At 45.1% G+C, this 13,840-nt stretch carries 10 protein-coding genes; 5 read left to right on the top strand and 5 right to left on the bottom strand.

Features of this window, described 5'->3' with window-relative positions; translation table 11 throughout:
• Positions 1-126 precede the first annotated feature (126 nt).
• Positions 127-504 carry a hypothetical protein gene (locus tag ACED46_RS05775; RefSeq protein WP_017059766.1) on the bottom strand — a complete coding sequence of 126 codons (378 nt, stop codon included), beginning with the start codon at positions 502-504 and terminating at the stop codon, positions 127-129.
• A gap of 203 nt (positions 505-707) precedes the next feature.
• Entirely contained in the window at positions 708-3,086 is a 2,379-nt protein-coding gene (locus tag ACED46_RS05780; protein WP_371721065.1) for a helicase-related protein, read from the bottom strand.
• Between the two features lie 183 nt (positions 3,087-3,269).
• Between ACED46_RS05780 and ACED46_RS05785 the strand changes: the two genes are divergently transcribed.
• From ACED46_RS05785 to ACED46_RS05795, 3 genes are all read left to right on the top strand, one after another.
• Positions 3,270-4,958 carry an NAD-dependent malic enzyme gene (locus ACED46_RS05785; RefSeq protein ID WP_371721066.1) on the top strand — a complete coding sequence of 563 codons (1,689 nt, stop codon included), beginning with the start codon at positions 3,270-3,272 and terminating at the stop codon, positions 4,956-4,958.
• Positions 4,959-5,130: 172 nt separating this feature from the next.
• Positions 5,131-5,931 (top strand): vancomycin high temperature exclusion protein, encoded by an 801-nt coding sequence (locus ACED46_RS05790; RefSeq protein WP_017063589.1) that lies wholly within the window; start codon positions 5,131-5,133, stop codon positions 5,929-5,931.
• Between the two features lie 196 nt (positions 5,932-6,127).
• Complete coding sequence (locus tag ACED46_RS05795) at positions 6,128-7,498, top strand: DASS family sodium-coupled anion symporter (protein WP_017059762.1); 1,371 nt, start codon at positions 6,128-6,130, stop codon at positions 7,496-7,498.
• A 254-nt stretch (positions 7,499-7,752) separates the two neighbouring features.
• Here ACED46_RS05795 and ACED46_RS05800 read toward each other — a convergent pair whose 3' ends face one another.
• Positions 7,753-9,048, bottom strand: coding sequence for a GGDEF domain-containing protein (locus tag ACED46_RS05800; protein WP_371721067.1), 1,296 nt, complete (start codon positions 9,046-9,048; stop codon positions 7,753-7,755).
• Positions 9,049-9,351: 303 nt separating this feature from the next.
• Between ACED46_RS05800 and ACED46_RS05805 the strand changes: the two genes are divergently transcribed.
• Positions 9,352-10,176 carry a DUF2797 domain-containing protein gene (locus tag ACED46_RS05805; RefSeq protein WP_017063586.1) on the top strand — a complete coding sequence of 275 codons (825 nt, stop codon included), beginning with the start codon at positions 9,352-9,354 and terminating at the stop codon, positions 10,174-10,176.
• Between the two features lie 132 nt (positions 10,177-10,308).
• Here ACED46_RS05805 and ACED46_RS05810 read toward each other — a convergent pair whose 3' ends face one another.
• Positions 10,309-11,559, bottom strand: a complete 1,251-nt coding sequence (locus ACED46_RS05810) for a diguanylate cyclase (protein WP_371721068.1) — start codon at positions 11,557-11,559, stop codon at positions 10,309-10,311.
• A gap of 346 nt (positions 11,560-11,905) precedes the next feature.
• Positions 11,906-12,790, bottom strand: coding sequence for a LysR family transcriptional regulator (locus tag ACED46_RS05815; protein WP_371721069.1), 885 nt, complete (start codon positions 12,788-12,790; stop codon positions 11,906-11,908).
• A gap of 233 nt (positions 12,791-13,023) precedes the next feature.
• On the opposite strand from ACED46_RS05815, the gene ACED46_RS05820 reads away from it, so the two are divergent.
• Positions 13,024-13,695: a type 1 glutamine amidotransferase domain-containing protein gene (locus tag ACED46_RS05820; RefSeq protein WP_371721070.1), complete on the top strand. Its 672-nt coding sequence runs from the start codon at positions 13,024-13,026 to the stop codon at positions 13,693-13,695.
• Positions 13,696-13,840 lie beyond the last annotated feature (145 nt).

Here is a 13,840-nt window from a genome sequence, read left to right on the forward strand (position 1 = left end):
TTCCAGCTAAATATCCGTTTAGATTCAAACAGTAATGCTTATCCGAACGGCATTGCTCAATATTTGAGGCCCTTTTTACGTGTACGTTTTTACTATTCCTCGAGAGAGATTATAGGCGAGCTGAAGTTACAGCTTAATCGTGAACTCTTCTCCAGAATTACCCGCAATCACTAAATGACTGCGCGATTCAATATACTCGATCTGCTCTTCTTCAAGTGAATATGGCATCACCACTTTGAGCTCATTGATCCCTTCCAGCTTAGCGAGCTTGAGTAAGGTAACAATGTTCGACTCATCACTTTTACGCGTCGACATTGATTTCAATGCCATCTGCCATAAACGATCCTCTGGGGTGCCCAACTCTTTAATGCTATCTCGCCAGACGGTACTGAACACTGGCGCAATTGTGGTGAGTGCTTCCAGAAAAGTCCATTTTTTACTGCATGAGGCGCCAAGAAATGTTGTGTAATCGAACTCTACACGCGTCTCTTCCTGTTTATCCATGATGTCCCCCGACACTTTGGCAACACAATATACTCAATATCTATCAACTCTTTCTTTATAGCAATAGGATATAGAAGAATAGTCTTTTATGACCTTTTGATTGGTTAAAAAGGAATATAAAAATCAAACTTGTAACAAAATAAGCACTGAAAAATCATATATGCATCTATTTGATTAATATTTTAGAGATAAAACTTATCCATCTATTTGATATCAATTATTCGACTCGCTTTTTTGAACTGAATACGCCAACCAGACCATGTCGGTAGCTCCCAACGTTTTGGCGATAACTTTCGGCTACCCGACTGATAATGGACGTAAATCAGCTTTCTTGCGGGCAAGTATTCAACATCGAGTTGCAAGTCGGCAAGGCTCAATGCAAACGGGTATTTTTCCGAAAATTCTGAGTAGAGCCAAGTTGGAATGCCATCGAACGGTATGTCTGCATGATCGAACATTTCCAATTCGCTGACATCAGTAACACCTAGTACTTCAAGCTGCTCTATAAACCATAGCTCAAAGTTAATGTTCTCAATTTCTGGTGTGTATTTAGTTTGTTCATCGAGACCAAGTTTCACATACAACTGCCAGTGTTTGATTTCTTGAGTGCGAGCCTTTGCAAAACCGGGAAGCTGCTCTCCATTTAACACAAGGTCGACGATAGGTTTTAACGATAGTTGCCCTTCAGCGGCGACGAGTTTGGTTGTAATCGTGCGGCCTGCGTACACCAATGCCATCTCGGTAAAAACACCATCATCATTCACAACGGTTTCGCCTTGCTCCCACTCTCCTAGTTCAGCATCAATGAGAAGCTCAAGAGGAATGGGTGTCGTGACCGTCGCTAAGGTCAGTGTTTGCTTAACGCCTCTTCCCGGCAAGCTGTGAGTATCCAACACCAACATCGCTTGTGCATTATCAGGGAAACGGTTCTGACGACCGAGCACCACTTCTAAAACACCATTGGCAAAGGCTTCTTTCCTTTTCAGTCGGCGCACAAACACCAGTTCAGGATGCAGATTCACAATGGTCTTGAGCAATTCAATGCGTTGGAAACGTGACGCGACTTCTAGCTGAGGAAGTTCAAATACCTCCCGCATTTGCTTCGCCAATCCTTGAGCTTCATTCAGAGCCTGTTGGTCGATGTCTAAATGCGGATATTCTCGACCGCGCACAATCTGAATCAACAGGCTTAAATCACACCCTTCCTTCTCTTGTTGCGCGAGCGCTTCAAGATGTTCTGCATTGTTTGGTAACTGATACAAGCGAGCAGGAACGGACAGCGCCGCAGTGAGATCAACCATCGCCTCTTTTAATGCTTTGGTTTTGATTCGAGTAACGATATCGGCATACAAAGCATCAATCGGCAACGGATACAGCTTTTTACCATGCTCGGTAACTTGATGGTCGGCGTTAATCGCTTCCATCGTCAGCAAGGTTTGAGTTGCACTGTTGAGTGATTTCTCTGGAATAGGGTCAAGGAAGGACAAGCTCTCAAGCGGAGATCCACAACATGCTGCGGCCAACATAGATTCAGTCAGCTCTTCACGCTGCAATTCAGGCGGTGTGACTAACTCTAACGCCGCATGTTCACCATATAGACGCACGCAAACGCCATCCATTACCCTACCCGCGCGGCCAGCTCGCTGTTTGGCACTCGCTCGTGATATGGATTTAAGCATCAGTGTGGCTCTGCCATTACGCTGAACGGTGCGTCTCTCTAATCCTGAATCTATCACCACGCCAATGTCAGGAATGGTTAATGAGGTTTCTGCAACGTTGGTCGCAAGGATGACCTTTTTCAGGCCATTACCTTCAGTATTGATATTACGACCCGATAAGGCTGAATCTCGCTCTTTATCACTGACCGACGCATGCAATTTAACGACTTGGATATCTGGATTTTTCGCCAAGGCTTGTTCGCATTGCACGATCTCTTTTTTACCCGGCAGAAAAACCAACATATCGCCAGAAGAAGCGATCAGCTGATGATTCACTTCTTCCGCGATACGCTGCTCTAGATGTCGGATATCAGGCAGTGTTCTGGATTCATTCGCTCTGTGCTCAATCTCAACTTGATAGGTTCGCCCTTCACAGCTTATGCGATTCGCATCCAAATAATGAGCAAGGCGTTCACCCTCAATGGTTGCTGAAGTGATCACCAAACGATGACTCGCTTTTTGTTTCAGAATCGCCACCAGCAGATCAATGTCCCAGCGCCTCTCGTGAAACTCATCCACCACGATCACATCAAAACTAGCTAATCCATCTTCTGATAACCAACGCAGCGCGATACCGGGCGTCACAAAAACAACGTTAGTTTGCTCGTTGTATTCCGACTCAAGCTTAATCGCATAGCCCACTTTGCTACCCAACTTCTCGCCTGATCGCTGCGCGAGATATTTAGCCAGTGATGTACACGCGATGCGTCTTGGCTCCACCACTAACACTCGTCCATGTTGAGAGGCCCAAAGTGGCAGGCGCGTTGATTTACCTGATCCGGTTTCCGCCTCTACGACAAGGTGAGAATTAGCGATTTGTTCGTGGAATACGTTTTGATAAGCATCGATGGGAAGTAATGACATAAAATGGCGAGTAGCGAAAAAGTGTGAGCAAAGTATAACGAATTATCGTGTTGAAATTCGATAAGTGTGGGACAGAGGTAAGAATATCATTTTGTTTGCTCAGATCGCGGAGAAACTATTTACAATTGAATAACTAAACCGTTATCATTTTTTAGTTACCCTTTCTCCCATATTAGGCATCCAATGAACAACGATAAACGCCCTCTATATATCCCTTATGCTGGTCCTGCTCTACTAAGTACACCTCTTCTAAACAAAGGCAGCGCATTCTCTGCTGAAGAGCGCAGTTCTTTCAACCTTGAAGGTTTGTTACCGGAAACAACCGAAACAATCCAAGAGCAAGTAGGACGTGCATACAAACAATATTGTAACTTCGAAAGTGATATGGATAAGCATATCTACCTTCGTAACATCCAAGACACTAATGAAACGCTTTTTTATCGTTTAGTTCAAAACCACATCTCTGAAATGATGCCTATCATTTATACGCCAACAGTTGGCGCAGCATGTGAGAACTTCTCAAATATTTACCGTCGTGGCCGTGGTCTGTTTATCTCATACCCGAACCGCGATCGTATCGATGACCTACTGAATAATGCGACAAACCACAACGTTAAAGTTATCGTGGTTACGGATGGTGAGCGTATTCTTGGTTTGGGAGACCAAGGCATCGGTGGTATGGGTATTCCAATTGGTAAGCTAGCACTTTATACAGCTTGTGGCGGTATCAGCCCAGCTTACATGCTACCAATCGTGCTCGATGTGGGTACTAACAACCCTCAACGTCTTGCTGACCCAATGTACATGGGCTGGCGTCATCCTCGTATTACGGGTGCTGACTACGATGCATTCGTTGAAGAGTTCATCCAAGCAGTTCAACGCCGTTGGCCTGATGCATTAGTTCAGTTCGAAGATTTCGCACAAAAGAACGCAATGCCACTGCTTGAGCGCTACAAAGATCGCATCTGTTGTTTCAACGATGATATCCAAGGCACAGCAGCCGTAACGGTTGGTTCTCTACTTGCAGCATGTAAAGCAGCAAACAGCAAACTTTCAGATCAACGCATCACCTTCTTAGGTGCGGGTTCTGCAGGTTGTGGTATTGCTGAAGCTATCATTGCCCAAATGGTGTCTGAAGGTATCAGCGATGCACAAGCTCGCTCTCAAGTTTACATGGTTGACCGTTGGGGTCTGCTACAAGAAGGCATGCAAAACCTGCTTGATTTCCAACAGCGTCTGGTTCAAACCAACGAAAACACCAAAGACTGGGAAAGCGATGGCACTGGTTTCTCTCTACTAGACGTAGTTCGCCACGCGAAACCAACCGTATTGGTTGGTGTGTCTGGTGCTCCAGGTCTATTCAGCAAAGAAGTCATCAAAGAGATGAACCTACACAGTGAACGCCCTATCGTGTTCCCACTGTCGAACCCAACAAGCCGTGTTGAAGCGACGCCAAACGACATTATTCGTTGGACTGATGGCCAAGCACTTGTTGCGACAGGTAGCCCATTTGAGCCAGTAACTCATAACGGCACCACTTACCCAATCGCTCAGTGTAACAACAGCTACATCTTCCCAGGTATTGGCCTTGGTGTATTGGCTGTGAATGCTTCACGTATCACTGATGAAATGCTGATGGAATCAAGCCGTGCGCTTGCTACGTGTTCTCCACTTGCGATCAATGGTTCAGGTGCGCTACTTCCACCATTGGAAGAGATTCACACCGTATCGAAGAAGATTGCTCTTGCGGTAGGTAAAAAGGCGATTGAACAGGGCGTTGCTCTAGAGATCACTGAAGAAGCACTGCAACAAGCGATTGACCAGCACTTCTGGCAGCCAGTTTACCGTCGCTACAAGCGCACGGCATTCTAATAAAGCGTACTGCGCTTGGAATAAAGAGCGTTAACGACTCTTATATGAGCCTCTGCAATTGCAGGGGCTTTTTTCTTTAAACTGTCTTGTCTTTTTAACTGATTTTTCTCATTTTTATTTGGTATTATCGAGCACTCAAAAATTAATGCTCAGTGAAAGGACCATACCGAGAGTGAAATTTGATTCTCACATTATCCGTAGCTACATAAAAAAAGCTTACAAAAAACTGCAAGGTTTTCTGTTTGGCGCTTTCCTCGTGTTCTTAGTAGGCAGCGCTGCGGTTATTGCGATCGATTATTGGGTTTCATGGCAAGCGGAAGATCGCATCATCTACGATATAGATGAAGTGCCCGAACTTGAGGTCGCCGTTGTGCTTGGCACGAGCAAATATTTGGGTCGAACACTCAACGACTATTATAAGCACCGAATCGAAGCCGCGATTGAGCTGTTCGACCGTGAAAAAGTCGACCAGTTTCTGTTAAGTGGTGATAACGCTCATCGCTCTTACAATGAGCCGTGGACGATGAAACGCGACTTGCTGAAAGCGGGTGTACCCGATGAACGCATTAACCTCGATTACGCAGGCTTTAGAACCTTAGACTCGATTGTTCGCGCCAAAAAGATATTCGATACCGACAACTTCCTGATCATTACTCAGAAATTCCACTGTGAAAGAGCACTATTTATCGCTAATTCTTACGATATTCATGCACAATGTTTAGCGGTTTCAGGCCCTACTCATCATTCAGGCACCTCTATCCGTTTGCGTGAAGTTTTTGCGCGTACCAAAGCCTTCTTAGATTTGTATATTATGGGGACAACGCCAAAGTTCCTTGGACCTAAAGAGCCCATTCAATCGAGTCCAAAACCGGAATCATTTCCGATTCCAAACCCTATGACTGACCCCTCTGTAAACCCTGTTGTAGATCCTACAACAAACCCTATTGCAGACCCAGCAGAGACAGATGTGTAGAAAACTACACATTTTGAATTTGTTGCCTCACACTTCCCCACTGTTACACAAAAACACACCAACACGCCTTTATTAACTTAAGTAACATTCTCCCAACAAAGTCTAACCCTACATCAAGCTATATACCTCGAAAATAATAAGCACGACTCAATGAAGTCGTGCACCAATAAAACGAGGATAACAAAAGGAGCGTCTTATGACGGCACTTGTTACTACACTGAAACACTGGTTGTTCACCCGCAACAGCATGATATTAATTGGTAATTTCACGCTATTCGCACTCTTGCTCAACACCCTTCCTTTCGAATCACAAGTCAATACTGGTTTGAGTATTCTCGTGTTCGTTGCGGTTCTATGGTTAACCGAAGCTATTCATGTCAGCATCACCGCTCTGCTCGTTCCACTCTTGGCTGTCTTGTTTGGTGTGTTCAATACGCCCGCTGCATTAGCGAACTTCTCGAACCCAATCATCTTCCTATTCATGGGTGGTTTTGCCCTTGCTGCTGCGCTCAACAAGCAAGAGCTCGATAAGGCGATTGCCGACAAAGTTCTGCTGATTGCAAAAGGCAGAATGTCGGTGGCGGTGTTCATGCTATTCGGTGTGAGTGCAGGCTTGTCGATGTGGATTTCGAACACAGCAACGACTGCAATGATGCTTCCCCTTGTTCTTGGCATCATGAACAAGGTTGACCAAAGTGAAGACCGCAACACCTACGTGTTCGTGCTACTGGGTATTGCTTACTGTGCTTCAATCGGTGGCATCGCAACCTTAGTGGGTAGCCCACCGAACGCAATCGCCGCTGCAGAAGTTGGCTTGAGCTTTACTGAGTGGATGGCGCTAGGTCTTCCAATCTCAATGATCTTACTGCCAATCGCGATGATTATTCTTTACGTGATGACTAAGCCAAAGCTTGACCACAAATTCGAGCTAGACCACGCTCCCGTTGAGTGGACAAACAGCAAGAAAATCACACTGTCTATCTTCCTTCTAACCGTAACGCTTTGGATATTCGGTAAACCAATCAACGCAATGATTGGCGGATTCTCTAAATTTGATAGCTTAGTAGCGATTGGCGCAATTGTACTGCTTGGCGCTTCTAGAGCGGTGGAATGGAAAGACGTCGAGAAGACAACGGACTGGGGTGTTCTTATCCTGTTCGGTGGCGGTATCTGTTTAAGTAACATTCTGAAAGCGACAGGAACCAGCGTATTCCTAGCACACTCACTAAGCGGATTTTTAGAAACAGCTGGCGTACTGCTTACGATTCTAGCCGTGGTAGCGTTCGTGGTATTCCTAACGGAATTTGCGAGTAACACAGCGAGTGCAGCACTTCTGGTGCCAGTATTCGCAACCATCGCTGAAGCACTTGGTATGTCGCCAGTTATCTTGTCTGCTCTGATCGCTGTCGCTGCATCTTGTGCCTTTATGCTACCAGTAGCGACACCACCAAACGCAATCGTGTTTGGCTCGGGTCACATCAAGCAGAAAGAGATGATGCGAATCGGTATGGTGTTGAACCTAGTTTGTATCCTAGTTCTGACTCTGTTCGCTTGGATCTTCTGGTAAACACTAACGTTCTATAAGCGCATGCTTACAGGAATGCTCCCCTAAACTGGTTGAACTTCCCCCGGTTCAACCAAGACAAAAATGCCCGTTCAGCGTAAGCAAGCACTGAACGGGCATATAAAAACAAGAAACGCTTTCCCTTTTGGTGGCCCCGCGCCACCTTTTTTGTTTTGGCTTTTGGGAGAAGAACCATAAAAACGCCACACGTCACATATGCACGTGTGGCTTATAAACTCATCAAAACAATTTTCAGATTAGTGACTCAAGATCACCTGATTTCGACCTGAATGCTTTGCTTGATATAAAGCTTCATCAGCGCGAGCAATAGTCTCTGTCACTCGCTCTTGTTTCATCTCGGCAACACCGATACTGCATGTCAGCGGATCGCCATGAACCCAAAGGTGCTGGCTGACTAAAAGTCGGATTTTCTCGGCCTTTCTTTGTGCTTCGCCAAGATCAGTCTCAGGGCAAAAAACAATGAACTCTTCACCACCCCATCTCACCAACTTGTCGGTAGCGCTGATCGAACTGCCCACCACCATGCTGAACTCGCGTAAAATATGGTCACCCATTTGATGTCCGTACTTGTCATTTACACTCTTGAAGTAGTCGATATCGAGATACAACATACCCAGCTTGCCATGTCCTTGCTTCACATGTTGTGACTGCATTTTCAACCAATCACGAATCGCGTGGCGGTTTAGTATTCCGGTTAACTCATCACGATGGGCCATCTCTGAAAATTCAAAATTCTGTTCTCTCAGTGCGCGATTGACGTTCTTTAAGTGGTGATGTCTTTTCTCTGCGATCACCATGCGTTTTCTTGAACGGTTTAACTCTGACAGCAAGAATACGGTGCCCGTCCCCACCCACACAAACAGTAGGATCATGAACAAGCTTTCTGCGGTGATATACGAACCTTCGAACTCAATACTGCGGATGACGATTCTGTGGTGACCGAGTTTCGCTCCAGACGCAGTAGCAAACTCAACCATATTCACATTCGAAAATTCAGGGGCCGAATGCTCTAACGCAATGTCGTTGTCAGCCAGCCACCATGTCATCACTTGCAGATTTTTGATCGGGATTTCAATCACACCACCATCGACTCCTGGAGAAAACTCCATCCCGTTGTACTTATGTGTGTACTCGTCATCGGGAACAGAATAAGCAGGATTGTAGTTGCGTAGGTAAGTTCTCAAACGGCCACGAGAGTCCGCTTCCGCATGGTAATCAATATTCACTCTAAAGGTGTGATACTGGGAGAGATCAAGGCCTTCGGTAATGTCTGGGTTGATACGAATCGATAGGCCGCAATAAGGCCACGGATACTCAGACTTTTTAAGCTCGCAGTGGAGAATATATTGCCCATTTTCGTAGGATAATTGGGATGTACTGACGCCCCTATCAACTCGATCGCTGGTCGCGATAAATTCATATTTATCAGGGGTTATTGCTGTTATCACACGATTTCCGCTCACACGGTAATACTGCACAATGGCAAGCGTTGCGATAACGAGAAAGATAACAATCTTATGGATCCACTTCACGTCTAAGCTTCCGGCTTAAGATCCCTATAGTTGGGATTTCACGATAAAAAACAAATCAGGTAAATTAGTGATCTTAATACCAATAAATCACTAAAAAACGTTATATCACGCCCGAACAAAATGTCATACTATATTTTTATGCATGTATTTGCCGTTAATTATTCACGGCGAGAATCAAGTAATATTGCGTATAAAAACAGGCTCTATTTGTTATACTCATCGCATAATCATCGTTAACCGTACTGCCTGCTCACAGCGCAATCGAGTCGACGAAATAATAATCAAAATACAACGAGTAATGTCATGTCTTTATTAGCAAAAGGAACACTCAAAAAGATGAGTGCTTCCCTTGATGGCGCGGTTACCTACCGTTTGCCTGTAGGCGAAGAGTTTGTAGAGCTAAACCCTCTGATTGGTAAAACCATCAACCTCACTCACACCGGCAATATTTTTTGCTGCTCATGTGGTAAGAAAACTAAGAAGAGCTACTCTCAAGGCCACTGTTTTGTGTGCATGAAAAAGCTAGCAAGCTGCGACATGTGCATCATGAAGCCAGAGACTTGTCACTACGATGAAGGCACGTGTCGCGAGCCTCAATGGGGTGAAGAGAACTGCATGGTTGATCACTTCGTTTACCTATCAAACACATCAAGCCTAAAGGTGGGTATCACTCGTCATACTCAAATCCCTACCCGTTGGATTGACCAAGGCGCGACTCAAGGTTTGCCTATCTTGAAGGTAAAAACACGTCAGATCTCTGGCCTGATCGAAGTTGAGTTAGCGAAGCACATTGCTGACAAAACCAACTGGCGCACGCTGCTAAAAGGCGATGGCGACGATATGGAGTTGGTAGAAAAAGCCAAAGAACTATTGCCATTGGTTGAAGATAAGATCCAAGAGATCAGAGCGAAGTTTGGTGACGATGCAATCGAGATTCTGAGCGAAAACATCACTTCACTGAGCTACCCGGTTGAGCAGCACCCAGTGAAGATTGTATCGCACAACTTTGATAAGAATCCTGAAGTGACAGGCGTACTTCAAGGCATTAAAGGCCAATACCTTATCCTAGATACAGGTGTGATTAACATCCGTAAATTTGGTTCTTACGAAGTGGAAGTGTCTGCATAACTTGTAGAACTTAAACGTTTCTTATAGTTAGAAGCGCTTAGTGAATAGCCAAAAAATAAAATGCCCTCAAGTGATGACTTGAGGGCATTTTTCGTTGTCGATCCTATTCGCTTTCGATGACGATTTTAGGCGTTAGAGCGCAACCACATCTCCGTCTACACAATTCTTGCCGTTGGCTTTCGCGCGATAGAGAGATTGATCGGTTAAATTCACGAGTGCATCAATCGTGACACCGTCTTCACAGGCTTGGCTATCACTGATTCCGATACTGACACTCGAATTAAATCGTAACTGTTCATCGATTCTGAATTCAACTTGATTGAACTGTTGGCGAATCTCTTCTGACGCTTCGTGTGCTGTTTCAAGAGACGTGTTTGGGATAAATATAATGAACTCTTCGCCACCCCAACGGCCTGCGACTCCGCCGGCTTTCTCGGCACTGCGCTTGGTAATATTAGCCAAAGCACAAATGACCTCATCACCGACCATATGACCGTAAGTGTCATTAATCGACTTAAAATCATCGATATCTAGCAGCATACAAACAAGGTAGTTTTTAGAGGACATGTGCTCTCTCAACCACTCATAAATCGCTCTGCGGTTAAGTAAGTCGGTCATTTCATCGAAGTTCGCTTGGTGTACCAACTGCTTTTCCAGCATCACCTTTTGAGTCACATCTTCGAGCACAACCTGAACGGCTGGCTGACCTTTCCAAGTAATCGCATTGTCGTAAATATTGAAGAACCGATGAACGCCGTCAAAGCCAATGTTTTCAACCACGGTACTAGTACCTGACAACTCCCCTGATACGATCGCGTGATAGTGCTTGCTGATGCCATCGGCATTCTGTTTTGGTACCAGTTCAAGGATAGAGTCCAGCTCTAATACTTGCTCGATGGAAGCCGCGCCTTGCATGTTGACCCAAGATTGATTAACCATCAGCGGCTTGAAATCTCGGTGAACCAATATGCCCTGCCCAGATTGCATGATCATGTCGTGATACATCTTATCTTGCTCAAGCACCGCATTTTGCAGCTGAATCGCTGGGGAAAGATCGATCACCGTGACTTGCAGTGCTGGTCTTCCCTGCCACTCCGTCACATGGTCGATAGAAAACACAGTGAACTCTCTGCCATTACGATCAATATTGGTATAGGTGTGAACCTGAGGGTCGCGTTGACCACTGACCGTTTCAAGGTAATTTTGATAAGCTAAAACATGGTAATCTTCTGAGATTAAATCTAGAAAGCTATCGATATTAGAAAGTAGTTCTTCGGGCGATTGGTATCCATAGATGCGAGCATAGTTAGCGTCAACACTCACTACATTCATATCTTGAATAGTTATTACACCGTACGTGGATTCGAAATTTATTGAAGACATTGCCAACTCCGCACTCTAGCTACACTTCATAAACTGGAGTATAACAACACATCCTGCCAACGCTTCCACAGAATCTATCACGCGCTAGGGACATTAATATGCCATCTAGTATATCGTACTGTTGCGGCCTTCTCTACAACTCAATTGCTAACACGAGTTAGTAAAAGTAGACAAGCATCTCAATCCCATTATTCGCGTCAAAAAACAGAAATAGATAACCTATACCAATGTAACCATTATCTTTTTCTACTTTTGGCCTTGAACTGATGAAAGAATCCGCTCCCAACCACTTCAAATCCTGTTCGCTATTCTTTTAAACCTGCGCACTATTCTTTAAACCTACGAACTATTCATTCCAATCCGAAAAGTAAGCGACTAAGAAGTCGATCGCCAATCTTGCTCTCTGGGGTAAAAAACGACGGTTTTGATATACGACCCAACTGCTGGTTCCTGCTCCCCAATACTCTTCTAGCACCGGGACAAGCTTTCCATTACTAAGGCCACCATTGAAACTGCTCTTAGGTAGGTAGACAACACCAAGCCCCTCTTCACATGCTTTCAGTACTGCACTCGAATTATTACTGCGCCAGCGCCCATGTACTCGAACTGCATTTAACGGCTTGCCCTCTTTCTCAAATAGCCACTGATCACTGTTGGCGATAATACAGCTGTGTATTTTTAACTGCTCTGGATGAGTCGGCGTACCAAATTGCTCTATGTAGTCTTTACTGGCTGCCGCCGCCATCGGGCGATCGACGAGCTTTCTTGCCACCAATCCTGAATCGTCCAATCGGCCATAACGAATCGCGAAATCGATGCCATCTTCGATGAAGTTAACCATCTTGGTATTGAAATTCATTTCTATTGTGAGCTCAGGATGCTCTTTAGCAAACTCCATCAGCGCCGCCGCGACATGATTTTCTGCAAACGCGCCTGCCGCACTCACACGCAGAGTACCGCTAAGCTGAGTTTGTTGAGACGTGACTTGTTCATTGGCCTGTTGTAGCCCAATCACCAAGTCTTTGCACTGTTGGTAATAAGTGTGGCCCGATTCAGTCAGGCTCACCATCCGTGTTGAACGCGCAAGCAGTGCCACACCCACTCTCTCTTCTAGCCTTGAGACTTGGCGGCTTACATGACTGGTACTGCAACCCAGTTGTTTTGCTGCTGCAGAAAAGCCGTGACATTCGGCTACCGCAACAAACTCATTAATACCTTCAAAGCTATCCATACTTCACCTGTTAACGTCTAACGAATTCACATCTGACTAATTCACATCCACTATTGCTATATAGCAATAATGTTTTGTCTATTCGGCATATTATCACTCAAATGGTTTGCTACTAGTATTACAGGTAACGAAACAGCGGTATCTCTATTAATAAAACCGAATGTCTGTCTTAAAAACGCGGATGTCTAAACAACGACGCTGAAACCAAACTAACGTGCTCAAAGGGACGAATCATGAAAAAAATACTAATTCCAGTAACTAACCACGCAACACTTGGCGATACAGACCAAGCGAACGGTACTTATGCGCCTGAACTGACTCATGCTCTCAAAGAGATCATTGCTGCGGGTTTTGAGTACGACATCGCGTCTATCAAGGGTGGTAAAGGCCCATTGTACGGAACCGATATTGAAGGGGATTCAGTAAACGCTGAGATCTTGGCTGATGATGACTTCCAGAACCGTATCAATAACACGATTCCTGTAAGCCAAATTAACGTAGAAAGCTACGACGCTATCTTCTACCCAGGTGGATTCGGCCTACTTTCTGACTTAGCAACCGATGAGCAATTTGCAACGATTGCCGCTAAGCATTATGAAGATGGCGGTGTGATCGCATCAGTATGTCACGGCCCTGCGGCGCTGCTTCCGATTGTTCTGAGCAACGGCGAGAAGCTACTAAGCTCTAAATCGGTGACTGGCTTTACACGTGAAGAAGAGATCGACTTTGGTACGATCAACGACATTCCATTCCTACTGGAAGAGTCGCTTGCTCGTAGCGCAGCACGTTTCAACAAGGTTCAACCTTGGCAAGAGCTTGTGATTGTTGATGAGCGAGTCATTACAGGTCAGAACCCAACCAGCGCACACGCAGTGGGTGTAGCTATTGTTGAGCAGCTGTCTTGATTAAAAGCGGTCTTAATCGAATCACTGGCGTTACGTAAATAAGTAATAAGCGCTGTGAAACGAAAAAGAGCATACTTCCTACTCAATGTTCATGAGAGAAGTATGCTCTTTTCTAATTCTTTAGCTATTAAGTGCTAGTGACTGC

The organism is Vibrio sp. 1S139, assembly GCF_041439475.1.
Taxonomy (GTDB): Bacteria; Pseudomonadota; Gammaproteobacteria; order Enterobacterales; family Vibrionaceae; genus Vibrio; species Vibrio crassostreae_C.